Source organism: Methylobacter sp. (assembly GCF_023227905.1).
Classification (GTDB): Bacteria; Pseudomonadota; Gammaproteobacteria; order Methylococcales; family Methylomonadaceae; genus Methylobacter_A.
Genome location: NZ_JALOCF010000008.1, coordinates 22,519 through 48,582, shown reverse-complemented (window position 1 = coordinate 48,582; position 26,064 = coordinate 22,519). Strand labels below are relative to the sequence as shown.

The window sequence follows — 26,064 nt, the reverse complement described above, 5'->3', positions numbered from 1 at the left end:
AATTAAACCAATTCCTTAACCCTGACAGCTAAAAATGTGATCTAACTGCCAGAGTGCTACTTACTGGTGTGGGTAAATGCACCATCCCAGTCATTTTCAGGAGGCGATTCAAGGTAATAGGCTATCCGGTCAAGGTAAATCGGGTACAACTTGTCATGTGGATGTTGCTCGGCTAATTGCCCAAAAATAAGTTGAGCCGAGGCCCACTGTTGCTGGCGATAGTCGCGCAGGCCCTGATTTAATAGATTGAGAGTCTGCAATTGTTCGGGGCTGATGTCGGCTGTCACGCCTAACGGCTCATAAATAGCAATGGGCTTGTGTTTGCCCTTGACGCGTACTTTGTCGAGTTCCCGGTAAATAAACTCAGGAGCCGCCTGAAGGGTGCTCTCACTGACTATCATTTTTACGCCGTATTGCTTGGTGAGTCCTTCCAGCCGTGAACCCAAATTGACGGCATCGCCCATCACCGTGTAAGCAATACGAAACTGCGATCCCATATTGCCCACACTCATTTTTCCGGTATTGATGCCTATGCCAATGTCGATTTCCGGCCAGCCTTTGGCTTTAAAGTCCTGCTGGATGGCCGTCAACGCTTGCAAGATTGCCAGGCCTGCCTTTACGGCATAGCCGGCGTGTTGCGGGTTGTGCATCGGCGCACCCCAAAACGCCATGATCGCATCGCCGATATATTTGTCGATGGTGCCTTTTGACTCGTGGATAACGTGGGTTACCGGCGTTAGAATGTCGTTAATCAGCTCGCATAATTCCTGCGGCTCCATGCCTTCGGAAATAGTCGTGAATCCCCTGACATCGGAGAATAGTACTGTCATTTCCCGACTTTCGCCTTTTAGTGAAAATTCTTCATCCGACTGGCTCATTTGCTCGACCAATTCAGGCGGAATGTACTGGCCGAACATGTTGCCCATTTGTTTTTTCTTGCGGCTTTCGAAGAAAAAGCCGAAAAATATCTGGATGCCGTACAGTAATGTCAATAAGGTGATGGGGGTTGCCAGCATGGTATCGATATTCCAAGCCGTCCAGCAGTAAAAATTGAAGGCGATGCCGCCGACAAGTAACGCGCTGAATACAATGGCGGATAAAAACACCGGCAAGCGGGGGAATACCAAGACTGCGATGAGGCAGATGAATAGTAATTCAGCTAATTCAGCCCCAAGGATATTGCTGGGCCTGGATTTGATGGTTTGATCGAGTAAGCCGCTGAGTATATTGGCATGCACTTCTACCCCGGGATAGATATTTTGTACTGGCGTTACTCGTAAGTCGAGCAACCCTGCCGCTGACGTGCCAATAATAACAATCTTGTCTTTTAATTTCTCGACATCGACAACACCATTAAGCACGTCGGTTGCTGAAACATAGGGAAAGCTTCCTTGTCTGCCCCGATAGGGCACCAACAGGGTGCTGCTTTGATCGACCGGGATTTGAAAGCCTTCAATGTCCAGGCCTTCCAGTTGGCTATCGATGTTATCTTTGCCATAGCCATTTCCGGTAATGAATTTTACCTCGGGCTTGCCCAGCAAGGTTCTGTACAATGCCAGCGACAACGCTTCATAAACCTGGTTTTTATAATTAATTAATAGCGGTAATCTACGATAAACCCCGTCCTCGTCAACATTGGGGTTATTGAAAAAACCGCCCGACATTGCCGCTGCTTGCAGTTTCGGCAGGTTAGCGGTATAGCTTTTTTCCTCGAACAGTAAAGGGCTGAACGGGTATTCATCTGCGGCCGCCAAAGGGGCTGGCAACATACCCACCTCCGGCGTCTTTTCGGTTCTATGGCTGGCAAAATAACCCAGCACCACAGGCCGATTTTCGAGACTTTTGGCAAACACGTCATCGTAAGACAATTTCGGACGCACCGTTTCCAGTGTCCATAAGAATTCAGCATCTTTTTGTAGCGGCCCGGCTGCCAGTTTTTCCAATAACTCAACGCCTCCGCTGGTATCCGGTTCTGAGAAAACCACGTCGAAGCCCAACAACTTAACGTTGTAATAATCAAACATCATATCGACCAAATAAGCCAATTTATCCCTGCGCCAAGGCCAGCGGCCTTCTTTGGCAAGACTTTCCTCGTCAATATCAATAATGACAATGCGCGGATCGACGGTGTTAGCAACCGTTGCGCTCAAGCGCAAGTCATACAAGATATTTTCCATGCGCTGTAGGGTTGGAATGTGCAGCCAGTGTGCAATGTGCGCCATGAACAGCAGCGTGATCAGAACACATGCCAGATGACGATAAAATTTAAGCCATTTATTACTGAATTTCATCAGAGAAGCCAAGTTGATCAGGATTAGTGGGGCGTAGGAGCGGGGAGGGGAATATTTAACTGGCGCACGCACAGGGTTATATTGGCGTTTCCTTTCTCCCTGCGGTAATAATTTTTCTTATTTAGTCAACGTCGATTTGGTATGCATCCAGAAACTTTTCGGCATATTTTTTATAGATCTTATGCTCAATAAAGGCATCATAAAGATCGGGATCAATATGCTTATCTTCTTTCATTTTATTTAAGATAGCCAAAGCGTCGGAAAGTTTTTTTCCTGATTTATAAGGCCGGTCTTTTGCGGTTAATGCTTCGAAGACATCGGCAATGGCCATTGCCCGTGCCGGGATGGACATTTGGTCTCGCATAAGCCCCTTCGGATAGCCTTTTCCGTCCATGCGCTCATGGTGACCGCCGGCATACTCGACGACGTTTTGTAAATGCTTGGGGAACTTAATGGCTTCCAGCATGGCGATGGTCACGTTGATATGATTGTTGATGATTTTTCGCTCTTCGGAGGTCAGCGTGCCCCGGAATATGCTTAAGTTGTAGAGTTCTTCATCACTTAATAACGGGACAGCGACATTGTTGGATGTCCAAGTAAGTTTTTGCAGCGATTTGAGGCGGGCAATGTGTTCATCCGACATCGCTTCGCCGCCGGTGTTGCATTCGCGAACAAACGCCATGTCATCATCCAACTGGGCGATATTGGCTTGATAAGCTTGCTCCAACTCGGGCGATGAGGTGTTCTTGTTTTCCAACTCAGCGAGTTGCTGTTTGAGCAGCGCGATTTCCTGATCGCGCTTTAATATTTCAAAACGCGCTTCCACCAAATGAATGCGGTCGAAAATAGCTTCCAGCTTTGTGGCCTTGTCTATGACGTACTCGGGCGTGATAATCTTGCCGCAATCATGTAACCAACTCGCGATTGTAAGTTCGTAGTGATCTGCTTCGCTAAGTTTGAAATCCTGCAAATAGCCGTGATTGGTATCGCTTGCTGCCTGCGCCAGCATTAGCGTCAACTCCGGAACGCGGCGGCAATGTCCGCCGGTGTAAGGAGATTTTTCATCAACTGCGGTCGCTATTAATTTGACCAGCGACTCAAACATGTTTTCCAGGTCGGTAATAAGCTGCTGCTTTGTTAGCACGGTTGCCGCTTGTGAGGCCAATGCTTCAGCAAAACGTTGTGAAACTGAATCGAATTTGATGATTTCTTGGGTTTCAGGATCAATGGCATTGATTAGTTGCAAGATGCCGATGATCTCGCCTTGATGATTAGTCAAGGGAATGGAAAGGAAGGATTTTGAGCGGTAATCGTTTTTTTTGTCGAAAGACTTAGTCCCGGAAAAATCGAAATGAACCGCATCGTAGGCATCATCAATATTGATAGTTTTATTGTTGTGATACGAGTAACAGACGACATTTTTAAGGTTAGGTTGACCATTTTCCAGATAGAGCGGGATATTCGGAATATTAATAGAGTCTCCTCCGCCTCCCAGAAAAATACCAAGGCTGTCGGAACGGATGATTTCTATTTTAATAGAGTCACCGTCGACTCGATATATTGTTCCTCCGTCTGAGTTGGTAATGGATTTTGCTCCCAGCAGAATCTTTTCCAATAATTTCGCAGTATCTTTTTCAGAGGAAAGTGCAATACCAATGTCAGTTAGTTTTTCGACTTGGCTGATAATTTTTTGTAAGTCGGCAGAAAGCCCTTTATCAATAGCATCGATTTTTTTAAACTGGACGGTGTTGTTTAGCGTAGTCATGTAACTAAGTACTGCAATTTAGAAAGTATTGCCTAACTATAGTTCATGTAAGTTGATGACGCAAAAATAGATTATTAATTATCTACGTTAAGTTGATACGTTTAAATGTCCAGATAATCCGGGTAAACGTTTTATATAAAGCTTTGGAGAGAAATGCTGACTTATACAAAATATTAGGGTAATTCGGCTATTTAATGTCCAGACCGGTCATTAATGCCTTAACGTGAATAGCAACGCTGGCAGCTAATGCCTTAAGATTATAGCCTCCTTCTAAAGCTGAAATAATCCGGCCTTTACAGCAACTGTCTGCAATGACCATGAGTTCTTGCGTGACCCATTTAAAATCATCTTCAACCAACCTGATCGAAGCTAACGGATCATCTTTATGTGCATCGAAACCCGCTGAAATCAGCAATAAATCGGGTTTGAAATTTTTCAGCGCAGGCAAAATAAGGCGGTTGTATTTTTGCCTGAACTCTATACCGGAGTCACCCGCCGCCAGCGGCACGTTGATAATATTACCGGCACCGGTTTCAGTAGGATATCCGGTACCCGGATAATGCGGCATTTCATGACTGGAGGCATAAAGCACGTTAGGCTGATGGTAAAAAGCTGCCTGCGTACCGTTGCCATGATGGACATCAAAGTCAACAATAGCGACACGTTCGAGTTGGTAGTGTTGACGCGCGTAATTAGCTGCAATCGCTATATTGTTAAATAGGCAAAATCCCATTGCCTGCTGGGGTTCGGCATGGTGACCGGGTGGGCGTATGGCGCAGAACGCATTGTCAGCCTTGCCGGCCAAGACTTGATCAACTGCATCGCAAACAGCGCCAACTGCACGAAAGGCGGCTAGTCTTGATCCAGAAGACAGCACGGTATCCTGATCATAATGATGTTCGCCTTGTTGGGGGATGGCTTTAAGAATGGCGTCAATATGCGCCTGGGGATGAACCAGTCTGATTTGCTCTTCTGTACCGAGTGGCGGCGAGCGCCGGATTAAAGCCGAGAACTCCGGTGCGGCCAATGCTTTTTCTATACTTCTAAGTCGGTCTGCGCATTCAGGGTGGTCAATACCTGTTTCATGAAAAAGAAAATCAGGGTGGCTGTAATAAAATGTCTTCACAAAGCCTCACTCTGAAATCCGACAGTAAAAAACAATATTATCTTGGACTCATCCTATTCCAAAAGATGGTTGGCCAAACGCTAGTTTACTTTACCAGGCGCAACCACATTCAATTTGTATCCAAAACCTTTTACAGTCAAAATCCATTGAGGGTTATTTGGATCTTCTTCAATTTTTTTTCTTAATAGGTGCATGTACTGATACAGATCCGATTTGGTTGCCCGGTTATTTTCAGGCCAGAGATGGTTGATAATTTCGTGAGTCATAAACACCCGGTCAATATCTTTCGCCAACAATTCAAAAAGTTCATATTCCTTTCGGGTTAAATTCAACAATTTTCCGTTAAACAGGACGGATTTGGAGCGCTGATCGATGTGGAAAGGTTCGATCATGAAACAGTGCTCATTAGAGGATAAATTTTTGATCGGTTGATTATGATAGGCGGCTTCATTTTGCTGCTCAGACGTTATCATCCTGCGATCAATAACGGCTCGTCGTTCATGATTTCTTTTTTCCTGAATAAATCGATGATGGAGTTTGAATTTGTTATGCAAGTAATCTTTTAGTTGATTGACGTCAAGCGGGGCATCTAAAGTTGCGTCTAACCAGCAAGTTACCTCTTTTGGTAGACTGGGAGCTTTATTGCTGTCACGTAAATAACATACCGGAATTTGATGATTAACACTCATGTCCCGAATCAAGTCAAAGTTGTTTTTTTGATCTTGTGCCAAACTGTCAGTAAGAATGACTATGTTTGGCCGTATCTGAATCATTTTATTGATCGATTCCCTGTCTGCGGTCGATTCGAAAAACTTATAACGATGTGCTTGACAATACCCTTTTAATAATCCCTGATGGTAAGGGTCGTCACTAATCAATCCGATCCGGAAATTTGTGTTCATATGGTTCCTCGTAAAATCCATGAAGATGAACAGACGCCAAGTCTGAAGAGACAACAAGAAAATAATTCGTTTATAAAAGACAAAAGTCTTGACACATAAAAGCTACAACAAATTAGCAAGTTACAATAAGATTATCCCGTCACAACTTAATGCATAAGAAGGCTAATTTCCATTAGTAATAGTGCGTATCTATAAATTCACTCATCATAATTCAAGGTTCTTTGTGAATTAATGGCTGTTTTTGGGGTAGCCGTATCGATTACTAATTGCCTGTTAAAAAACGTTATTGTCGGCTAACTTCTATTGGTTGGTCTGTGCTTTCATGTATGGTTGGTTATTGAAGCCATAATTCACAACCATTATTTCTGTAATCCGGTTTGGCGTCTGGATAGGCATTCGAAATATGCTTTGGCATTCGTGAAAAGGGAAGATAGCGGCATTATCCGTCAGTCCCCCTATGCGGCTTGAAGTGTCGTATTGACTTCTAATTACCATTCCAGTGTTGTGAAATTAACGGCAACCTCCCATCCATCAGCGGATTTATTCACACGTACCACTCTGCCTTCACAGCGAATACGAGTCATATTCTTGCCCATTTTTTGCATGAGGATGAAACACCGCAACATTGAATCCGATTCAATTTCATTAGCTGTAGTAAAGCAGACCCCCGCAGTACTCAGATCGCGCGTTATCCCCGTCCCTGAATCAAGTTCAACAGTATAAAAAGTAGGATAGCGTCCGGCTAACCGGTTTTCTTTGATTTGATTCAGGTCTTGTTTCATATCAATAGTGATTCCTTAATATTAAGAAAAAGTCTGCTGCATAATTTCTACGGATAATTAACAACTTATTTATCAATTATAAAAAGCTCATATAGTTACCAAAAGATGGCGCAACAACCCAAAAGGCATCGTTTGTCTGGTTGTTTATGATCCTAAAAATTCGTTAAGAAATTATTAAGAATTAATTAGGATAAAATTAAGAAATTATTAAGAATAAATTAGGATAGAAAATCCTATGCAAGCAATCAATAAGTGCTCTTACCTATCAGATGGCTGCCTTGGACTTCATTAGCAGTCGGTTTATTCGGCATTGAGAAAGACTGAGTCTTACTTATTTTATGTAAATTAGGTAAAATCAGCAGGTTGAAGCTACCTTGTGTTTTTAAGAACCTGCTCAGGTTTAGTTAGATCTACCGGTAATATCTACTACCCGCCAACAGGATTTTTGTACATCATTGATAAAAGCCCTCAATCATCCATTCGTCCCAAGTAACAATGGGTGCTTTTTTGTTGCGTACTTCGCGTACCTATTTTTTCCATAAAACATGTCGATTACTGAAATAAGCTCCGAAACTAAACGCCGTAGAACCTTCGCCATTATCTCTCACCCTGACGCGGGTAAAACCACCATCACTGAAAAACTGTTGCTGTTCGGAGGCGCAATTCAGCTTGCAGGCTCGGTAAAAGGCCGTAAAGCGGCGCGTCATGCAACTTCCGACTGGATGGAAATGGAAAAGGAGCGGGGTATTTCGGTGACCACGTCGGTCATGCAGTTTGAGCATAAAGACAGCATTATCAACCTGCTCGATACGCCGGGTCATGAAGACTTTTCGGAAGATACCTACCGTACCTTGACCGCAGTCGATTCGGCACTGATGGTCATAGACGTTGCCAAAGGCGTTGAAGACAGAACTATCAACTTGATGGAAGTGTGCCGCCTGCGCACTACGCCGATTCTGACCTTTATTAACAAGCTGGACAGGGAAGGGCGGGAACCTATTGAATTAATGGACGAAGTCGAGAATGTCCTGAACATCAAATGCGCACCGATGACCTGGCCCATCGGCATGGGCAAACGCTTTAAGGGGGTTTATCATCTGTATAAGGATGAAATCCATTTGTTCAGCGCCCAGCACGGCGGCAGAATCGCCCAGGCTGAAATTATCAAGGGTTTGGATAATCCAAAGCTGGATGAACTGCTGGACGATCAGGCCCAGGAACTCAGGGATGAAATCGATTTAGTCAAAGGCGCGAGCCATGAGTTCGATCTTGAAGATTACCTGGCCGGCAACCTGACGCCGGTTTTCTTCGGTTCGGCCATCAACAATTTCGGCATTATCGAATTGCTCGATGCATTCGCTGAATACGCCCCGCCACCCAGGCCCCGCGAAGCAGAGCAACGCACGGTGTTACCGGATGAGCCTAACTTTACCGGCTTTGTTTTTAAAGTGCAGGCCAATATGGACCCGTCCCATCGAGACCGGATCGCATTTTTAAGGGTGTGCTCCGGTAAATTCGACAAGGGCATGAAGATTCATCATGTGCGTATCGGCAAAAATATTCAGGTTGCTAACGCGATTACCTTTCAGGCCGACACGAGAAAAAGCGTCGAAGAAGCCTATCCAGGCGACATCATCGGCCTGCATAACCACGGCACCATTCAGGTCGGCGACACCTTTACCCAGGGTGAAACGCTTAAATACGGCGGCATTCCGTATTTTGCGCCGGAATTGTTCCGTCGGGTGGTGTTAAAGGATCCGTTAAGAGCCAAAGCCCTGCAAAAAGGGCTGGTGCAGTTGACCGAGGAAGGCGCCACCCAGTTGTTTAAGCCGTTAAAAAATAATGACCTTATTTTAGGCGCGGTCGGTGTGTTGCAGTTTGATGTCACCGCGTTCAGGCTTAAAAGCGAATATAACGTTGAATGCGTTTATGACGCAATCCCCATCTCAGCCGTGCGTTGGGTAAGCGCGGATAAGCCGGCTAAATTGGAAGAGTTCAAGAAAAAGGCTTTTGACAATCTGGCCGAAGACGGCGGCGGTTACCTGGTTTATGTCGCCAACAGCCGGGTCAATCTGCAACTGACCGAAGAGCGCTGGCCGGATATTAAATTCAGCGCAACGCGGGAGTTGTAAGTTTTTCTAGGAGTCCTTTGGTGTTAACACTGTCGGATGTAGTGGTTCAAACTTATATCTGACAGTTACTGTTTTTTAAAGGGCTTCCACAAAGAAGCCTCTAAGCATTATCGTCAAACAGTTTTTTTTGAACCAATTGATGAGCATGCGTCGATTGCGTTTTTTGAGCTTCATCATGGGCGTCCATGTGCCCTGTTTTAAGGCCTGATTCCTCAAGCTGGTTTTTCAGGTAATCCATATTGTGTTTGATCAACTCTGTCGTTTGCGTGTTCCGGCTTTTAAAAAAGGTATTAATCACATTGTCCCGGTAGGATGCGATGCAATGGATCGTATCCAGTCCCGGCGGCGTAAGGGTGATATTAACCGACCAGTTGCCGTTGCCGGACTGCGCGTTGTTTTCCTTGTCGCGCTGCACTTCAATTCTGACCGATTCCGCCTGTTGCCTGTCCATGAATGGAATGTCGATGATCCATAGCTGCTTTGGGCTGTCTTCCTTGGGCAGAGACATCAATTGATCGAGGGCTAGCTTGGCAACGGTGTTTTCAGTTTTATGTTGCAGATTTTTTAGCAGGTCAAGATCGGCCTGATTTGATGGCTGCTCGCCTTGGTGGGTGATTTCCTGCTTTAAGGCTTGAATAAATTTAAGCAAGTTGGCTTTGAAGTCCGCGGTCATTGATCCTGTATCGCTTAAAGCGCCTGTCTCCCCGGCATTTGCCGGATTTAACTTTAATTCCGCTTCGGGAACCGGTTTCGAATTGGCCGCCGGCTGTTCAAGATTTGGGCGGTTAAGAGAGGGTTGTTTTTGCGTCAGGTTCTGCAATATTTCAGCGGCAATGCGTTGCAATGATTGAGGTACGCTTTCGTTTTTTATCAGTTGAGGCAGCTCTTTAATTAATTCGGTTTGAGACATCGCAGGCGGCAACTTGGCCTCAAGAAACAATCCCGAATTGACAATCGCTTGCTTAAGTCCTTGGCTAGAAATCAACTGTTCTTTGGGCGGCAGGTTCTGGACTATTTTCGCGGCAATATCCTTTAGCGCCTGGGGCACGCTTTCATTTTTCATCAGCTGCGGCAAATCTTTTATCAGTTGATTTAAAAAGATTGGCGATGCTTCATGCCGCGGCAGGAACTGCTTTATAAATTCAGCCACTTTGGCTTCAGGAATGTTGTTACCGGCAGGAATAATCTTAAATTCGGGCGTGGTTCCTGTTTTGACGATTTCCAGGTTCAGGCTTTGCCCGATTTTTAAATCCGAAGTTGCGTTAGCCAGTTGGCTTCGATCAATATTGAGAGGGCCAACTTGTTTAGTGCCGATCTCCGCCGAGTTAAATACTTGTAATTGGATTTTGTTGCCGATAATGCTGATTATTTTTGCTTCTAATAGCTGCTTTACAGGCAGTGAGAGGGGAGTGCCGTCCTTTTGGATTATGGAGCTTGCCCCATTTCTGGCGGTGGTTGGCTGCATCAGATTCCTCGGCAACTGCTCCCTGCGTTGCTCTACCTCGGCAACCGCTCCTGCATCTGTGTAGTCGTCCTGCATCCTTGCTGTCGTGCTGGTCGCAACACTTCCACCATCCCTGGCAGTCGATATTAGCTTTAGGCGCATATCAACCGTTTGGCTTTTTAGCTCGGGCGGAGGCTCAATAACTTTGAATTCTATGACAGGGGCGACCTGAGTCACCTGGATTTTTAAATCCTGCCCTGAGCTTAGCGAAATCGGCCGGTTGCTTTGGACAGTAACGTCTTTGCCGCTCAATGATAAAGTTACAGCGTTTTTTACCGCTTGTATATCGGCTTCTATCACTTTTACGTCAAGCTGTTGGCCGACTTTCAGGTTTAAAGTGTTTTCCAGCAGTCTGTTGGCAGCGAATAGCGGTTGGGTATTTATTGATGAGTTAATATCCATTTAAGATTATCTTATTCCAGCATTTTCCGGACATTCCCTATCTCATCTTTTACGGCATCCAGCATATTAATCGCATCATCTGCATCCAAATGTCCGGCTAGTTTTCTATAGGCGGGCAGGTCGTTTATTTTGGGTATCTTTTTAATATCAACTTTGCCGATAAAGCTATATATCTGCGAGATCATCACGATATCTGCGTAGCTGGATGGGTTATCGTTATTGCGAAACCAATTTTCGGCATTAATCACTACATCTTCAAAATCGCTGGGAAAATCCCATTGACGAATAATTTGTACGCCTATGGCTGCGCGTAATTCTTTTACCGTTTCCACAAGGTCTTTAGGATTGGCAATAACATCGGGATGATTGTCGGCATAAGTCAAAATAGGCACAATACCAATATCATGCACCAACCCGGCCAGCATGGCCCGGTCAGGGTCAAAGCCTGGAATTTTATGTGCGAAGACAGCGCTGATGGAGGCAATGTAACTGCTGTGCTCCCAGAGCTCTGCCATCTTTTTACGAATAACCGGCGACTTGGCGCTAAATACCGATTTTAATGCAAACGCGGTAATAATGTCTTGGGCCGCTTTTAATCCCAGTCGGGTCATCGCTTCCGGGCAGCTTTCAATCTTTTTTCGTCCTGCATATAAAGAGCTGTTGGATATCTGTATCAGCCTGGCTGTAATTGATGGGTCAATCTGGACTATCCGGGCTATTGAAGAGATATTCGAGTTATCGACATTAATTGCGCGACGAATCTTAAAACACGCATCGGGAATAGTCGGCAATACCAGGTTATTGGTTTGCATATTCTGATAACAGTCCATTAAGAGTTTGTTTTTAGCCAAACTTGCGGCAATATTATTAAGATTGTTGTTGGTTTGGCTCATGTCGCGACTATTTAATATTCAAACAAGCTCGCAAAGTTTAGTTTAAAATCTCTTGTTTCGTCGAACCGTATTGCATCTATCTTATTTTGTCCCGCAATGAAAACAACGCCATCTGAAGTTTTAACAACTTTATCAACCATTCGCGACTACATCCGCTGGGCCGCCAGCCGTTTTACCGAGGCCAACGTATGTTTTGGCCATGGCACTGCATCTGCGCTGGATGAAGCGGCCGCACTGGTTTTACATACCGTTCATCAGCCCTATAATCTGTCGGATGCCTATCTGCAAAGCGTGCTGACGCCAACCGAGCGCCAAGCCGTAATTTATATGATAGACAGGCGCATCAATGAACGCATACCGGCCGCCTATCTGACGCATGAGGCTATTTTTGCAGGCCTGTCATTCTATGTTGATGAGCGGGTACTGGTGCCGAGATCGCCTATTGCCGAATTGATCGAACAGCGCTTCTCGCCTTGGGTGGATGAAGAACGCGTCGTCCGCATCCTGGACTTGTGTACCGGCAGCGCCTGCATCGCCATAGCCTGCGCTTATGCCTTTCCCGATGCCAACGTTGATGCAGTGGACCTGTCGACCGATGCGCTGGCGGTCGCCGAACTGAATGTTGCCAAGCACCAGTTGGAAGATGTGGTAACGCTTTACCAGTCGGACTTGTTTAATGAACTGCCCGAATTTCGCTATGATGTCATCGTCAGTAATCCACCCTATGTATGCCTCGAAGAATGGGAGCAGTTACCCGCAGAATTTCGCGCCGAGCCGGATATGGGCTTTAAGGGGGGACACACAGGGTTGGATATCGTGTTGCGCATTTTGGTTGATGCCGACCGCTATCTGGCAGAGCAGGGGATTTTGATTGTGGAAGTGGGCAGCAGTGCGGAAACCTTGCAGAATGCTTTCCCTGATGTACCTTTTTACTGGCTGGATTTCGAGCGCGGCGGCGATGGCGTATTTTTGCTGACAGCGGAACAGGTCAGCCAATATAACGAATTATTTTTAGCGGCTTTATAACTATGTCTGGAAACTCAATAGGAAAATTATTTACCGTTACTTCGTTTGGCGAAAGCCACGGTCCCGCAATAGGCTGCATCGTCGATGGCTGCCCTCCGGGCATGGCGTTGACCGAAGCGGATTTACAGGAGGACCTGGATCGCAGGAAGCCGGGCACTTCGCGTCACACGACTCAAAGGCGTGAAGTCGATGAAGTCAAAATTTTGTCCGGCGTATTTGAAGGCAAAACCACCGGTACGCCGATTGGCTTGTTAATCGAGAATACCGACCAGCGCTCCAAGGATTATTCCAAAATAGCCGACACGTTCAGGCCCGGCCATGCGGATTATACCTATCAGCATAAATACGGCATTCGGGATTATAGGGGCGGCGGACGCTCATCGGCTCGCGAGACAGCCATGCGTGTTGCGGCGGGCGGCATTGCCAAAAAATACCTGAAAGAACAGGCCGGCATAGAAATACGCGGCTATCTATCGCAACTGGGGCCGATAAAAATAGAAAAAGTCGATTGGACGATTATCGACAGCAATCCTTTTTTCTGCCCCGATGCCGATAAAGTTGCTGAAATGGAAACTTACATGGATGCGTTGCGAAAGGAAGGCGAGTCTATCGGAGCAAGAATTGAAGTTGTGGCAACCAACGTCCCGCCAGGGTTGGGTGAGCCTATCTTCGACCGGCTTGATGCCGATCTGGCCCATGCCTTGATGAGCATCAATGCGGTCAAAGGCGTGGAAATCGGCGACGGTTTCGATTGCATCAACAGCAAAGGCACGCAGTTTCGCGATGAAATCACCCCGGACGGTTTTTTAAGTAACCATGCCGGCGGCATCTTAGGCGGTATTTCCAGCGGTCAGAATGTTACTGCCAGTATCGCCTTGAAGCCGACCTCCAGCCTACGGCTGCCGGGCAGAAGTATTAATCTGCAAGGCGAGGCGATTGACGTCGTTACCGAAGGTCGACACGACCCTTGCGTGGGTATACGCGCAACGCCGATTGCCGAAGCGATGATGGCGATAGTGCTTATGGATCATTTATTGCGGCACCGTGCGCAAAACTTGAACGTTCAATCGGGACTGCCGGTTTTAAGATAAGCGGATAATCATTACCAATAACCAAAGCCGGAAACTTTGGAGCGGGCACATCCCAAACCTTCCAGGTTTTTAAAACCTGGAAGGTTTCACTTACACCGTTTAGATGAATAATTCGATGTCTATCCCTTACTGGCGGCTGTCCGGTTTTTACTTTTTTTATTTCGCAACAGTAGGCACTTTTCTTCCTTATTGGAGCCTCTATTTAAAAGACAGCGGCTTTAACCCTGTTCAAATCGGCGAACTTTTTGCGCTGCTGGGCGGCACCAGAATTATTGCCCCGATGCTATGCGGCTGGATTGCCGATCATACCGGAAGACATTTACGGATTATTCGCATAACCTCTTTTTTGACCGCTTTGCTGTTTGCCGGTTTTTTATATGCCAAAGGCTATTTTTGGTTTGCCTGGATAACGATAGCTTTCGGCATGTTTTGGAACTCCACGTTGCCGCAATTCGAAGCGGTAACCTTGTATCATTTAAAAGATCAAGCGCATCGCTATAGCCGGATAAGATTGTGGGGATCTATCGGTTTTATCGTTGCGGTGCTGGGCGTAGGCCAGTTGCTGGATTATCAGCCCTTGCTCATAATCCCGATAGCGGTCGCCATTTCGATGACGCTAATATGGCTGGTCAGCTTAGTGACGCCGTCAATTCAGGTTCCGCATCATGAAACGGCCGCCGTCGGCATCATGCAAATCATGAAAAGCATTGAACTATGGGCTTTTCTGGTTGTTTATTTACTGCTCCAGCTTGCCCATTCGCCTTACTATGTCTTTTATTCGATTTACCTTAAACATTACCAATATACGGCAAGCCTGACCGGTTTCTTGTGGGCGCTGGCTGTTTTTGCCGAGATTGTTTTATTCATCTACATGCGCCAAGTGTTGAAGCGTTTTTCCCTGCGGGCGATTTTATTGACCAGTATCCTGTTATCGGTTGTCCGTTGGTTAATAATCGGTTGGGGCGTCGATTATTTTTGGCTATTGCTGTTTGCTCAATTATTACACGCCGCAACATTTGGCGGGGCGCATGTCGCCGCGATTCACTTGGTTCATTTGTATTTCGGCGACCGGCATCAGGGTAAAGGCCAAGCGCTATACGCCAGCCTGACTTTTGGTTTGGGCGGAATGATAGGTAGTTACTACAGCGGCTATTATTGGGAGTCCTTCGGCGCAGAGTTCGTCTATTCAATGGCGACAGCTTTTTGTTGTATTGCTTTTATCATCGCCTATATCTGGGTTGGGCGGGAAAGTTCTCGAAACAGAGCCGTCTCCTAGTGCCCCGTGTGGGTATAGGTTAAAATAATGCCGGGTTAGGTTAACCCGGTCTGTAATTTTTTTGGGAAATGATGTGTTTGAAATTATAAAAAGCGGTGGCTGGATGATGCTGCCGATCATGCTGTGTTCCATAGGCGCCATGGGCATTATTGCGGAACGCTTTTGGTCTTTACGAAGAAAGAAAATTTTGCCGCCAGAGCTGGTTTCGCAGGTATGGCGATTATCCCGTGACAACAAAATTGATGACGCCACCCTGCGGCACTTGAAAAACAGCTCGCCGCTCGGTCGTATTTTGGCCGCAGGTCTTGCCAATAGCCATCATGGCAGGAAATTCATGAAAGAATGCATTGAAGAGACCGGCCGCAGGGTCGTGCATGACATGGAACGCTTTCTTAATACCTTGGGGACTATCGCCGCTGTCAGCCCATTGCTGGGTTTATTAGGCACCGTATTCGGCATGATCGATATTTTTGCCTCGCTTTTACAGCATGGGGCCGGTAATCCTTCTGTCTTGGCCGGTGGTATTTCTGTGGCGCTGATTACGACAGCGGCGGGTTTGACCGTGGCTATTCCTAGCCTGATTTTTCATCGCTATTTTGAAAGGCTGGTTGACGAATATGTCGTTACGATGGAAGAGGAAGCGTTAAAACTGGTTGATATTTTGCACGAAGACCGGAAGTTGTCCTGATGAAGTTTCAACGAAAAAAACGAGAAAATGTCGACATCACGTTGATCTCAATGATCGACGTGCTATTTGTGTTGCTGTTGTTCTTCATGGTCTCGACAACCTTTAGTCATTATACGGAAGTCAATATCAAGCTTCCCGAAGCGGAAGGATCGCCGGCTGAGGAACATCCTAAAACAGTTTCCCTTGTAATCGATGCCGACGGTATTTACTCGCTGCTTGGCGCTGACGGCCAGCCTCATCAATTAATCGATCAAAGCAGGGCAGGCTTAAAACAGGAATTGGGCAAGCTTGCGGTCAATTCAAAAGATGTTCCTTTTATTATCAATGCCGATGACAAAACGCCAAACAAAGCGGTCATGACTGCGTTGGATATTGCCGGTCAGGTAGGATTCAGCCATATCACTTTTGCGACACTGCATCCGGCCGAATAGCATGAAAAAAACCTTATCCCGATGGCTGGTGGACATTTGGTATAAAGACCCGTTTATCGGCGTGTGGTTGATGCCGTTGGGCTTTTTATTCAGCGATTTCGTTAAATTCAGGAAATTCCTGTACCGAATCGGCGTGTTAAAAAAGCACACCCTGCCGGTTCCTGTCATCGTGATAGGCAACATTACCGTCGGCGGCACCGGCAAAACGCCGCTGATTATCTGGTTGGCCGAATTGCTTAAAAATGAGGGCTTCAAGCCCGGCATTATCAGCAGAGGCTACGGCGGACAAGCTGAAATCTGGCCGCAATGGGTAGTCGCAGACAGCACAGCCGAAAATGTCGGTGATGAGGCTTTGTTGATTGCCAGGCAGACCGGCTGCCCGATGGCGGTAAGTCCGATACGGGCAGATGCCGCGAAGCTGCTGCTTGAGAGATCTGATTGCAATGTCATTTTATCCGACGACGGCCTGCAACATTATGCGTTGAACAGGGATATTGAAATTGCCGTGATCGACGGGGAAAGGCGCTTCGGCAACGGTTATTGCCTGCCGGCAGGGCCGCTCCGAGAACCGATAGAACGATTGCAGAGCGTCGATTTTGTCGTCGTGAACGGAGAAAAATCGGAAGACAACGAGTTTTCGATGAAAATCACCGGAAACACCGCAGTCAATCTGGCCAACGGAGATCAAAAGTCATTGCAGGAATTCAATGCAACTGGCTGTCATGCCTTGGCGGGCATCGGCAATCCCGACCGTTTTTTTAAACTGCTGGAGTCAGCCGGTTTGAACTGTAAAACCCACAGTTTCCAGGACCATTATAAATTTCGGCACAGCGACATCTCGTTCCCAGGCTCAGCGCCGGTATTAATGACCGAGAAGGATGCGGTAAAGTGCATGGCATTTGCAGGAGATCAGCATTGGTACATTCCAGTAAAAGCTGTTCCTGAAGCGGGTTTTTCCGAACACTTATTAAGCTTATTACGCGAAAAAATGAACAAGTAGAATAATTATTTTATTCGCTCAATATGAATCATCGTTGCGCGTAAAGAAGCCAGCACATCGATAAACAAGCAAACCATTGAACTGAAAATAAACAACACGCTGAGCACGACAAATAAAATCAGGATTTCAGTGCTGATGATCTGATCGGTAAATCGCAACGCTATTGAGCCCAGCATAAATACACCGCTGCTGATCGCACTACATAAAAGCAGGGCGAAACTCCACTTGAGCACTTGGCAGCGGTACACCATGGTATTGAGTTCCTTTTCCAGTTTTTCGCTTTTTTGACTGGTTTTCAGGTCGTCGTAAATATCTCTAACCCGGCCTATTGCATGGGTATAACGGGCGTTTAAGGTCAATACAAAAATGCCGATACTGGAAAACAAGACCAGGGAACCGGTTATCAGTTCAACAATCCCCTCAAGCTTGGGCAGCACTTAACCTTCCTGACCGTCAACTCTGGCACTGGTTAAAATAGGGGCGTAAACAAAAATAAACAGGGAAAATGCCGCCAGCCAGGAAAGCGTTGATAGGTAAAGCAAGTTTTCGTACCAGGTCGGCATCGCTATCGGTAATAACACCCGGAACAATGCGGCGACATTAATCAGCACGAACGCTATAGCTATAGCATTGGAAGCCTTTAGCGCCCGGCCGGTGTGGCCTAGCGATACTCTCGCCATCATCCCTAATGTTAATATGCCGATCCCGCCCAACGTAAAAGCATGCAATGCCAAGGTCGGCAGCACTACCGAATAGGCCGACAGTGCGGTCAATATAAAGCCCAGAATGATCCAGCCGTAACCGGCATAAAGTACCCATAACAAAGGTACGTACCAGATGCGTCGCACATACCAGCCGGCAAGTCTGGCGATGTTAACGGCAATGGCAATTACCGCCGCCAAGGCTAACAGCGTTCCTGAAATATCGAATAATTGCAGAGCAAATACGATGACGGCTGACGCGACAGACAAGCTGTCCAGCAACGGGTTTCTGATGATCAGCGTTCCGGGGATTCCCCGCTCGGTAAAGAAAGGAAAGACGCGCCCGGCGATGATCAATATTAAGATGATAATAGTCGCAACAACCAGCTGGATGCCGGCTGTTGCGCTGTTGTCCTGCAAGCCCAACATTTCAGCATGAATCAAGCCGTTACCCAGAGCCAACAGCAATAACAGGCCGATAAAAAATAGATTTTTAAACTGTTGTGCCTGAATGATCGGCTTGCTGACTTGATAAGCCAGAATAGGTAAAAATGAAAAATCCACCAGTGCGATCAACGCATCAGGCAATGCGCCTGCATAGAACGGCAGAATGCGTCCGTAAAGCCATAACAGGCATAAGCTAGCTAGTTGGTCGCCGGTTATGGTCGGTTTTCCGGTCCAGTTTTTAACCGCCGTTAATAAAAAACCTGCAATGACCGCTACGGCATAACCCAACAACATTTCGTGAGCATGCCAGTAGTTGTTAGGATAATAGTGTTCGGACGTTAACGTGCCGCTGTATATGGCATTCCAGAAGACAATCAGGACCAGCGCCGCAAGGCCTGCCAAAGCAAAAAAGGCTCTAAATCCAAGTGCAAAAAGCGGGTAGTCAAAAATAGGTTGTGATTTCATTGCGAGGTTTCCGTCCAATTCAGCTCAGCATTCGATAATGCCGCTAATTATACTCATTTATCTCTTAAAAGAGCTTTTTGTGTTTCCAGCATGATTTTTTTTATTTGCTTCAGCACTTGCTGTTGCTGCTCTAAAGGCAGATTGGCAAATTCCTGCTCGAATTCGTCCAGGCTATAAGGGGATTCACCGGCTGCGTTATCGGACACACTAAGGCCGCAATCGGCAGCAACGTGTTTAATAGGTTCGGCGGCGCTTTCCAATGGCAGGGCTGCGGACAAGACCTTGCGTATCATGGTGTTGACACGGATAAAAATGGACTGCCCGGACAGCATGTCATCAATGATGCGTTTGGCATGTTCTTCCGTATAGCCTCTTCGCTTTGAGTCCGGAAAGGCCTTCATTTGAATCTTAACGGCAGGATTTTTATCGATTTGATATTCAAAATCAAAAGCTCTACCTTGCGAGGCAATTAAACTATCGGCATCAATAACCACTTGTAAGGCATTATTCTTGCAGACGATTTCCAGCCTGACATTGTCGTAAAGACCGCGAGTCGGCAGTGGTGCCCGGGCAAAACTATAGGTTCGATTGCTTAATTTGTCGGTTTCCTGGTGATAGCTCCAGGTATTGGCAGCGATTGCGCTAAAGGGACAAAAAATCAGCAGCGCCAAAATAAACCGTTTAGGGACTTTGGGCGGCAAGTGACCGGATGATGCCACCGCTTTTTGCTCACGCCTTTTACCACCATCACTGCAGAAGATACGAAATGCGCGGCTATGTTTCATTTTTAATGCCCTCTAGCCCAAAAGAACAGATCATTCGACCAATTTAAAAAAACTCTTTGGAGCGCCGCATATTGGGCAGGCCCAGCTATCGGGAATATCCGCCCAGCGGGTTCCCGGTGCAATACCGCTGTCGGGATCGCCTTTGGCTTCATCATAAGTATGTTCACATTCCAAGCAATGATATTTTTTAAAATCCGACATAGTGTGCCTCTTAAGCTAATTGAAAGGGTGGTATGCGTGCGTTAAATCGGCTGCACGGTTAACCTTTACCGCGAGTGCGGGTTCTCGTACTGGTATTGGTAGGCGATTTGTCCTTTGAAATTTCCAGTGTCTCAAAGCGTTTTTCAATAAATTGAATAATTAAATCTGCAATATCCTTGCCGCTGGCCGCTTCAATGCCCTGCAATCCGGGTGATGAATTAACCTCCATGATGACAGGGCCGTGATTCGATCGCAGCATGTCGACGCCACACACGTTCAGTCCCATGATTTTGGCGGCACGCACTGCGGTAGAGCGCTCTTCAGGCGTTAAGCGTACTAAAGCGGCAGACCCGCCGCGATGCAGATTGGAACGGAACTCACCTGGTATTGCTTGCCGTTTCATCGCGGCTACGACTTTGCCGTCGACTACAAAACAGCGAATGTCGCTGCCGCCGGCTTCCTTGATAAACTCCTGGACCATGATATTGGCTTTCAGCCCCATGAAAGCCTGAATAACGCTCTCTGCGGCATTGTGGGTTTCCGCCAGAACCACGCCGATGCCTTGCGTGCCTTCCAGCAATTTAATCACCAGCGGAGCGCCGCCAACCTGGGCAATCAAGTCCTCAATATCATCAGGATTGTTGGCAAAACCGGTTACCGGCAGGCCGATGCCTTTTCTGGCAAGCAACTGAGTCGATCTTAATTTATCACGGGAGCGCGATATGGCTACAGATTCATTCAAAGGGAACACATTCATCATTTCAAACTGCCTTAAAACCGCAGTCCCGTAGAAAGTGACCGAAGCGCCAATTCTGGGAATAACGGCATCGAATCCCGTTAAGTCTTCACCCCGGTAATGGATAGAAGGATTGTGCGAGGTAATGTTCATATAGCAACGCAATACATCCAAAACCCGTACCTTATGACCCCGTGCTTCTGCGGCTTTGACCAATCGAGAGGTCGAATACAGTTTGGGGTTACGGGACAAAATAGCTATTTTCATAAAGACTTATAAATTCTCGATTAGTACATTTGAGATAAACGCATATTTTGACATGAAATAAGGCAGGATGCTTTAGAAATGGGGTATGAAATTGATGTTGTCGGCTGGGTACAAAGAACTTAAATTTCTAAGCTGCCTGTACGGCAGGGAACTCGCTGGGCGTCACGCAAATGCACGGCCTGATTTTCTAAGCTGCCTGTGCGGCAGGGAACGGGTTAAACCAGGGTGATGTTTTCAACCAGGGCTTTCTAAGCTGCCTGTGCGGCAGGGAACACTACTACCGATGTATCCGCAAGCCGAAATCCTTTCTAAGCTGCCTGTGCGGCAGGGAACAAACCTACCAGGATCGACTTTGTGCGCGTTATTTTCTAAGCTGCCTGTGCGGCAGGGAACGCCCTGAGTGTCTGTGTTACGTGTCGATATCCTTTCTAAGCTGCCTGTGCGGCAGGGAACTAGGATTCACGGCAATCATGCCGCCTATTTCTTTTCTAAGCTGCCTGTGCGGCAGGGAACATGACCGCAACTATCATGAAATGGGCGGACTTTTTCTAAGCTGCCTGTGCGGCAGGGAACTTCTCGGGTCAGGTCGACGTCGCCTCAGTAATTTTCTAAGCTGCCTGTGCGGCAGGGAACGGCAATCAAGCCGCTCTTGTTCAAGTTCTTTTTTTCTAAGCTGCCTGTGCGGCAGGGAACAATGCTTGATATGGAAAGGCTTGTCATCGGTCTTTCTAAGCTGCCTGTGCGGCAGGGAACGCATTGCGCCGGTCCGGCCCTTCCTTGATGATTTTCTAAGCTGCCTGTGCGGCAGGGAACGCGCCTGGGCGGAGGAAAACCATGAATACAGCTTTCTAAGCTGCCTGTGCGGCAGGGAACTGGGCATGCCTGGCGAAGAAATGGCTATGCAATTTCTAAGCTGCCTGTGCGGCAGGGAACCCTCTTCGCTGATGCCGAACACTAACGGTTCATTTCTAAGCTGCCTGTGCGGCAGGGAACTGGAAACTTCTGGAATCGGTGAATGCTTAATATTTTCTAAGCTGCCTGTGCGGCAGGGAACGACAAAGCCGACAAGGCCGAAACGCAGATATGTTTCTAAGCTGCCTGTGCGGCAGGGAACTGATTTTAAAAAGCTTTAAAGCCAGTTGCATAGCAGTTTACAGGAGATTTAGCTTGGTTTACCCATCCCCAAAAACACATTATACAACTAGCTGATTTCTATATATTTTTAAAAAGCGTCAAAAATTTTGGTCAAAATTCGGGTACGCTGGCTACGGCACTTAAGCCATAGCTGCTGAATGTCGACCCTGACGGTTCTGCGACCACGGTTTTTTTAATCCATAAGCAAAACGCCTGATCACCACTCAAACTTTTTAGACGGATAAAAGGAGTTGCTATGGTTTTACTTGTCATGGCGCTATAACGCTCCAATGCAGCGTCATAGTCCACACTGTGTCGTTTGGCATAACGTCTGGCTAAACGCTCGTTACTGGTTTTGGGTTGTTCGCGCTGATAAGTGGCGTATCCCGTGAGTTTTTCCGGCACCGGGCGAATGCCGGTGCAATGCACATAATCACTCAGGCGCGATAACCACTTGGCGGCGTTGAATTGATTGAGGGTTGCTTCATCCTTAGCCAATAGCCGCACTTTACCACCCAACAGGCTGTGTTTTTCGCCGATAACATAGTCAGGAAACGATAGGCCAATCGGCACGCGGCCTTGCTCGTCTTGGATTTCGACTAAGCCTAAGTGGATTTGCTGGAATACTTTGGACCAGAGGAAATTTATCCCGACTTCAGGATTAGGTAATAAGGTGATTTCTAAATAAAACCCCATGACCTAGTCCTTGCCGCTTTGTCCAAATACGCCGCCACGTAACAAAACCGCCATCACATAATGTTCTTGCGTTTTGTCGGCAAGACTTTCACCTAAGGCGAAACGGTCAAACAGCGTGTAAAAATCGGCTTTATCTTTCGGCGTACGGTAGGCTTTGCCCAAGTTGGTGACTGAGCCGTAAGGTTCAATGGCTATCGGGCCGATATTGGCTGTTGCATAGTCGGGATACCAGGTATCTATGGTGCGTAGGGCGTTGCCGATTTTTTGCGAGTGCATCGCGGCCACATCATTGACGTGATACAAGATTTTACTTTTGTCGCCTTTGCCTTTATCCAGCACCAGTTCTTCGCTTGGATAAACTTCTTGGGCTTTACCGACCAGGGCATAGGCATCAACGACAATTAGCAGATACGGCAATTTACCGCTAAGCGCAGCGGCGATTTTATCGGTCAGCGTTTGCAGGTCCGGATTGTTCGATTCAAAATCGCGTAGGGAAAATTCCGCGGCGTTAAATGTTAACGGTTGGTCATCGCCGGTATTAACAACGACTTCGATTTTTTCCGCGCCCACCCGGTTGCGCCACAAATAGCGGCCATTGGCGATATTAATGGCATAGCGTTTCGCCAGTTCGGTAAAGCCTTGCTGTTCAATATAGGTTTGAGCTACTTTGGGATAAGATTCATTAAAAGCTGCGCCGTTACAGGCGGAGGGTTTATCGACACCACCAAGAATCTTAAGGGTAAAGTTAAGATACAGTGTGTCCTGGTTTTCGCCTAGCGCACAGGCATCGACTTTTTGCAGATTGGGCTTTTCAACTTCGGTGTTGAGCTTTAAAGGGTCGTTCTGTATCGCCGGTTTTAAGCGATTTGAAATGGTTCCGCGCACCGATTTTTCATTCAATTTTAAAGCGGTTGGTTTTGCCTGGTGGCGTTCGGCCCAGTTTGTGCCGTACAGGTAACCGTCCGAGGGAACCAGTTTTTTCTCAAAAGCCAATACTGTTGCGTCATGTTTAGCAGCCATTTTTTAATCTCCGATAAGGTTTGATGAGGAAAGGTTTTGGCAAAGGTATAAATTTTGTTCGGGTTCAACACGGTATTGCCAGAGCATGTTGTCGAGGTCTTTAATGCGATAAGGCATCACAAATTCGCCCAGCGTGACCACGCTTTCGGCAAACCGGTGCGGTGTGCTGTTGTCCCGTTGATGTTTGGCGGTTCCCGGTTCGGAAATGCCTTGAAAGCCGGTCGCAATCGGCACTAACCATCCGGGCGTAAGACGTGAGCTTGTCCAGGTCGCGTTGCCTTCATCATCTTGCGTGGAGCGGTGCATGACTTTCAGGTGATCGAGCAAAGCCTCTAATGCGTCTTTGTTTTCATCCTGCATGGCTTTAATCATTAAGTCGCGGCGCTCAATCAGCACATAGCCGAGCATTAATTTGCCCAGCACTTTTTTAACGGCTTGCTCGTCTTCTTCATCAACCGGAATGGCTTCGACCGCTTGGACAGATAACACATCGCCGCCGGCTAGTTTCATGCAAAGCAATTGGTTATTGACCAGGGTTTTAAATTGTTCAAGGTCATCGCTGTCCAAGCCGCGATATTCAATCAATAGCGAGACTTCTAAATGACAGCGGGCTTCTTCGATAAACGCCGGGCGGCTGCCGTCTTTGTCCAAAGGATTGGCGGTGCCGACGATGGAATTAACAAAATCGCCTCGGCCTTTGTAAGTCTGTAAATCAAATTGATGGCAGCTGACCGCAACGCCGGTTAATGTCACATCCGTCAAACCTTGCTGTTGGATATGGCGCTGTAGCGCATGAACCGCGCCCAGCCATGCGGTCACCGCCGGAAAGCCTATGGTGTAGGGGCTGCTCATGGCGTTGGCGTTGTGGATTTTGATATGAGGTATTAATAAAAATCGTCTCATTTGAAAAACTCCCGGTCGCTGCTGACAGCTTGTTCCACGATGCCGCGAATCTCGCGTAATTCGTGGTCGCTGAGTTTGATGTAGGTTTCTTTGAATGAATATTCGTAAGCTTGCAGTATCCAACGGGAAAAACCGCGAGTAATGCTATCAATCCAGTCGTCTTCATTTTCTCGATGCAGTCGATGTGCATCGTCTAGCCAAATGCGTTGAGCAAGTGGTAAAGATTGGTAATGTTCTGCTTCAGACCAGCCTTCGTCGGTTGCTCTAATTCTAAAGGCGCGTTGTAACACTTGGTCGATAATATACTTAAGCGTATTACTGATGCCTTCCCGAATATGAACATTATTAACAGGCGCTACGATGAGGTTATGCAGCGTTTGAAAACTTTCTTTAAACTGGCTAGAGCGTAGGCTATTTTTGAAAAAGTCGTCGATAGGTAGGCGTAAATCTCGACGCTTCAGATTGGGTGGTAAACTAGGCAGTAAATAAGCGATACCCTTATTTCTTACATTCAGATAGCTAACATTACCCATCTTTGTAAATTCAGTATGGCTGAAGCCAATTTCTGTTAAGCCAAAGACTTCATCAAATCCATCTGAGTGAAATTTATTATCTTTTTTCAATGTTCTGATTGGCTGCCCTTCGAACCACCGATTAAAATCATCAATACGATTTTTTACTTCGTACATCAGCATTGAAGGCGTTATTACAGAAAGTAAATGGTATTCTTCATTCTCTGACGAGACAGGAAAATAAACCTGCCTAATGAGATCGTGCGTTGTTTGCTCTATGCTTTCCCCATAAAATATTTCTATGCACTTGCCTTTAAAAGATAAATATTCAATGTTAACTCCATTAATAAATTCTATTAATTCAACACAATCATTTTCGAATTGATTAATTAACTGGCTTCCGTCGCTAAGCGATTTTTCCAACAAAGAATATAATTCAAAAACCAATGTATTCGTTGCCGCATCACCCGAAACATCAATCTTTACATCTAATTGAGCATTCCCTGTTTTTAGATAACCATCATTCATGGGTTCACCATAAAATAGGAATGAGGATGCCCCCTTAATTTTAGGATTGGTAAATTTAGCTGGATGAGTAGTTACATTTGGTTTTGCTTTGCTGAATACCTTATGAAACCATGCGTTAAGTTCATATTTTTCATCGGCTTCTGGTTGAAATTTGATCCTGGCTTTAGCAACTGATTGGTCATATTTCTGCTTTTCTTGAGCTAATTTTTCATTTTCGGATTCCCTGCCTTTTTGCTTTTCCAGCAATTGTTCATATTTTGTTTTTTTATCTCTGGTTTCTTGCGAAATTCTTTTATCCAAGAATTCCGCTTTTTGGTCTTCTAAAAACTGCCTAATAATTATGCTTATTTCACTCATTTG

The 26,064-nt window shown here is 46.5% G+C and carries 23 protein-coding genes and 1 CRISPR repeat array; of the genes, 7 read left to right on the top strand and 16 right to left on the bottom strand.

What is annotated here, in order from left to right; all coding sequences use genetic code 11:
- Positions 1-56: 56 nt before the first annotated feature.
- The 5 genes from M0R47_RS05170 to M0R47_RS05150 form a co-directional block, all read right to left on the bottom strand.
- Complete coding sequence (locus tag M0R47_RS05170) at positions 57-2,291, bottom strand: adenylate/guanylate cyclase domain-containing protein (RefSeq protein WP_292551262.1); 2,235 nt, start codon at positions 2,289-2,291, stop codon at positions 57-59.
- A 121-nt stretch (positions 2,292-2,412) separates the two neighbouring features.
- Positions 2,413-4,056, bottom strand: a complete 1,644-nt coding sequence (locus tag M0R47_RS05165; RefSeq protein ID WP_292551259.1) for an HD family phosphohydrolase — start codon at positions 4,054-4,056, stop codon at positions 2,413-2,415.
- A gap of 187 nt (positions 4,057-4,243) precedes the next feature.
- The gene (locus tag M0R47_RS05160; protein WP_292551257.1) at positions 4,244-5,182 is read right to left on the bottom strand and encodes a histone deacetylase family protein; all 939 of its coding nucleotides are present in this window, start codon (positions 5,180-5,182) and stop codon (positions 4,244-4,246) included.
- A gap of 80 nt (positions 5,183-5,262) precedes the next feature.
- On the bottom strand, positions 5,263-6,084 hold the full coding sequence (locus M0R47_RS05155; RefSeq protein WP_292551254.1) for a winged helix family transcriptional regulator: 822 nt from the start codon (positions 6,082-6,084) through the stop codon (positions 5,263-5,265).
- Between the two features lie 488 nt (positions 6,085-6,572).
- Positions 6,573-6,866: a PilZ domain-containing protein gene (locus M0R47_RS05150; RefSeq protein ID WP_292551252.1), complete on the bottom strand. Its 294-nt coding sequence runs from the start codon at positions 6,864-6,866 to the stop codon at positions 6,573-6,575.
- 545 nt (positions 6,867-7,411) lie between these two features.
- Here M0R47_RS05150 and M0R47_RS05145 point away from each other — a divergent pair.
- Positions 7,412-8,998, top strand: a complete 1,587-nt coding sequence (locus tag M0R47_RS05145) for a peptide chain release factor 3 (RefSeq protein ID WP_292551250.1) — start codon at positions 7,412-7,414, stop codon at positions 8,996-8,998.
- Between the two features lie 100 nt (positions 8,999-9,098).
- On the opposite strand, the gene M0R47_RS05140 is transcribed toward M0R47_RS05145, so the two are convergent.
- A complete protein-coding gene (locus M0R47_RS05140) occupies positions 9,099-10,904 on the bottom strand; it encodes a flagellar hook-length control protein FliK (protein ID WP_292551247.1) in 1,806 nt (601 codons plus the stop codon).
- A gap of 11 nt (positions 10,905-10,915) precedes the next feature.
- Positions 10,916-11,797 carry an HDOD domain-containing protein gene (locus M0R47_RS05135; protein WP_292551245.1) on the bottom strand — a complete coding sequence of 294 codons (882 nt, stop codon included), beginning with the start codon at positions 11,795-11,797 and terminating at the stop codon, positions 10,916-10,918.
- A gap of 96 nt (positions 11,798-11,893) precedes the next feature.
- On the opposite strand from M0R47_RS05135, the gene prmB reads away from it, so the two are divergent.
- From prmB to lpxK, 6 genes are all read left to right on the top strand, one after another.
- Positions 11,894-12,823 carry a 50S ribosomal protein L3 N(5)-glutamine methyltransferase gene (gene prmB / locus M0R47_RS05130; RefSeq protein ID WP_292551242.1) on the top strand — a complete coding sequence of 310 codons (930 nt, stop codon included), beginning with the start codon at positions 11,894-11,896 and terminating at the stop codon, positions 12,821-12,823.
- Positions 12,824-12,825: 2 nt separating this feature from the next.
- Positions 12,826-13,914 (top strand): chorismate synthase, encoded by a 1,089-nt coding sequence (gene aroC / locus M0R47_RS05125; protein WP_292551239.1) that lies wholly within the window; start codon positions 12,826-12,828, stop codon positions 13,912-13,914.
- Positions 13,915-14,029: 115 nt separating this feature from the next.
- Positions 14,030-15,190 carry an MFS transporter gene (locus M0R47_RS05120; RefSeq protein ID WP_292551236.1) on the top strand — a complete coding sequence of 387 codons (1,161 nt, stop codon included), beginning with the start codon at positions 14,030-14,032 and terminating at the stop codon, positions 15,188-15,190.
- A 73-nt stretch (positions 15,191-15,263) separates the two neighbouring features.
- Positions 15,264-15,878, top strand: a complete 615-nt coding sequence (locus M0R47_RS05115; RefSeq protein WP_292551232.1) for a MotA/TolQ/ExbB proton channel family protein — start codon at positions 15,264-15,266, stop codon at positions 15,876-15,878.
- Positions 15,878-16,309: a biopolymer transporter ExbD gene (locus M0R47_RS05110; protein WP_292551229.1), complete on the top strand. Its 432-nt coding sequence runs from the start codon at positions 15,878-15,880 to the stop codon at positions 16,307-16,309. Before M0R47_RS05115 ends, M0R47_RS05110 begins: the two co-directional genes overlap by 1 nt.
- 1 nt (position 16,310) lies before the next feature.
- Positions 16,311-17,309, top strand: a complete 999-nt coding sequence (gene lpxK / locus M0R47_RS05105; RefSeq protein ID WP_292551227.1) for a tetraacyldisaccharide 4'-kinase — start codon at positions 16,311-16,313, stop codon at positions 17,307-17,309.
- Between the two features lie 5 nt (positions 17,310-17,314).
- Here the strand turns inward: lpxK and M0R47_RS05100 are convergent, their stop codons facing one another.
- From M0R47_RS05100 to M0R47_RS05060, 9 genes are all read right to left on the bottom strand, one after another.
- Complete coding sequence (locus M0R47_RS05100) at positions 17,315-17,746, bottom strand: DUF2721 domain-containing protein (RefSeq protein WP_292551224.1); 432 nt, start codon at positions 17,744-17,746, stop codon at positions 17,315-17,317.
- Entirely contained in the window at positions 17,747-18,922 is a 1,176-nt protein-coding gene (locus M0R47_RS05095) for an NnrS family protein (protein ID WP_292551222.1), read from the bottom strand.
- Positions 18,923-18,975: 53 nt separating this feature from the next.
- Positions 18,976-19,707 (bottom strand): hypothetical protein, encoded by a 732-nt coding sequence (locus M0R47_RS05090; RefSeq protein ID WP_292551219.1) that lies wholly within the window; start codon positions 19,705-19,707, stop codon positions 18,976-18,978.
- A 30-nt stretch (positions 19,708-19,737) separates the two neighbouring features.
- On the bottom strand, positions 19,738-19,908 hold the full coding sequence (locus M0R47_RS05085) for a rubredoxin (protein ID WP_292551216.1): 171 nt from the start codon (positions 19,906-19,908) through the stop codon (positions 19,738-19,740).
- Positions 19,909-19,966: 58 nt separating this feature from the next.
- Positions 19,967-20,911, bottom strand: a complete 945-nt coding sequence (gene rimK / locus M0R47_RS05080) for a 30S ribosomal protein S6--L-glutamate ligase (RefSeq protein WP_292551213.1) — start codon at positions 20,909-20,911, stop codon at positions 19,967-19,969.
- Between the two features lie 124 nt (positions 20,912-21,035).
- Positions 21,036-22,025: direct repeats of the CRISPR family, unit length 28 nt; unit sequence TTTCTAAGCTGCCTGTGCGGCAGGGAAC.
- A 131-nt stretch (positions 22,026-22,156) separates the two neighbouring features.
- Complete coding sequence (gene cas6f / locus M0R47_RS05075) at positions 22,157-22,741, bottom strand: type I-F CRISPR-associated endoribonuclease Cas6/Csy4 (protein ID WP_292551210.1); 585 nt, start codon at positions 22,739-22,741, stop codon at positions 22,157-22,159.
- A 3-nt stretch (positions 22,742-22,744) separates the two neighbouring features.
- Complete coding sequence (gene csy3 / locus M0R47_RS05070) at positions 22,745-23,761, bottom strand: type I-F CRISPR-associated protein Csy3 (RefSeq protein ID WP_292551205.1); 1,017 nt, start codon at positions 23,759-23,761, stop codon at positions 22,745-22,747.
- Between the two features lie 3 nt (positions 23,762-23,764).
- Positions 23,765-24,664, bottom strand: a complete 900-nt coding sequence (gene csy2, locus M0R47_RS05065) for a type I-F CRISPR-associated protein Csy2 (RefSeq protein ID WP_292551203.1) — start codon at positions 24,662-24,664, stop codon at positions 23,765-23,767.
- Positions 24,661-26,061, bottom strand: coding sequence for a type I-F CRISPR-associated protein Csy1 (locus M0R47_RS05060; protein WP_292551200.1), 1,401 nt, complete (start codon positions 26,059-26,061; stop codon positions 24,661-24,663). The genes csy2 and M0R47_RS05060 overlap by 4 nt, the downstream gene beginning before the upstream one ends.
- Positions 26,062-26,064 lie beyond the last annotated feature (3 nt).

Bases quoted from the DNA above. Each gene is read 5' to 3' on its own strand.
- M0R47_RS05170 (WP_292551262.1), bottom strand. From the start codon at position 2,291: ATGAAATTCAGTAATAAATGGCTTAAATTTTATCGTCATCTGGCATGT.
- M0R47_RS05165 (WP_292551259.1), bottom strand. From the start codon at position 4,056: ATGACTACGCTAAACAACACCGTCCAGTTTAAAAAAATCGATGCTATT.
- M0R47_RS05155 (WP_292551254.1), bottom strand. From the start codon at position 6,084: ATGAACACAAATTTCCGGATCGGATTGATTAGTGACGACCCTTACCAT.
- M0R47_RS05150 (WP_292551252.1), bottom strand. From the start codon at position 6,866: ATGAAACAAGACCTGAATCAAATCAAAGAAAACCGGTTAGCCGGACGC.
- M0R47_RS05145 (WP_292551250.1), top strand. From the start codon at position 7,412: ATGTCGATTACTGAAATAAGCTCCGAAACTAAACGCCGTAGAACCTTC.
- M0R47_RS05140 (WP_292551247.1), bottom strand. From the start codon at position 10,904: ATGGATATTAACTCATCAATAAATACCCAACCGCTATTCGCTGCCAAC.
- M0R47_RS05135 (WP_292551245.1), bottom strand. From the start codon at position 11,797: ATGAGCCAAACCAACAACAATCTTAATAATATTGCCGCAAGTTTGGCT.
- prmB (WP_292551242.1), top strand. From the start codon at position 11,894: ATGAAAACAACGCCATCTGAAGTTTTAACAACTTTATCAACCATTCGC.
- aroC (WP_292551239.1), top strand. From the start codon at position 12,826: ATGTCTGGAAACTCAATAGGAAAATTATTTACCGTTACTTCGTTTGGC.
- M0R47_RS05120 (WP_292551236.1), top strand. From the start codon at position 14,030: ATGTCTATCCCTTACTGGCGGCTGTCCGGTTTTTACTTTTTTTATTTC.
- M0R47_RS05110 (WP_292551229.1), top strand. From the start codon at position 15,878: ATGAAGTTTCAACGAAAAAAACGAGAAAATGTCGACATCACGTTGATC.
- lpxK (WP_292551227.1), top strand. From the start codon at position 16,311: ATGAAAAAAACCTTATCCCGATGGCTGGTGGACATTTGGTATAAAGAC.
- M0R47_RS05095 (WP_292551222.1), bottom strand. From the start codon at position 18,922: ATGAAATCACAACCTATTTTTGACTACCCGCTTTTTGCACTTGGATTT.
- M0R47_RS05090 (WP_292551219.1), bottom strand. From the start codon at position 19,707: ATGAAACATAGCCGCGCATTTCGTATCTTCTGCAGTGATGGTGGTAAA.
- M0R47_RS05085 (WP_292551216.1), bottom strand. From the start codon at position 19,908: ATGTCGGATTTTAAAAAATATCATTGCTTGGAATGTGAACATACTTAT.
- rimK (WP_292551213.1), bottom strand. From the start codon at position 20,911: ATGAAAATAGCTATTTTGTCCCGTAACCCCAAACTGTATTCGACCTCT.
- cas6f (WP_292551210.1), bottom strand. From the start codon at position 22,741: ATGGGGTTTTATTTAGAAATCACCTTATTACCTAATCCTGAAGTCGGG.
- csy3 (WP_292551205.1), bottom strand. From the start codon at position 23,761: ATGGCTGCTAAACATGACGCAACAGTATTGGCTTTTGAGAAAAAACTG.
- csy2 (WP_292551203.1), bottom strand. From the start codon at position 24,664: ATGAGACGATTTTTATTAATACCTCATATCAAAATCCACAACGCCAAC.
- M0R47_RS05060 (WP_292551200.1), bottom strand. From the start codon at position 26,061: ATGAGTGAAATAAGCATAATTATTAGGCAGTTTTTAGAAGACCAAAAA.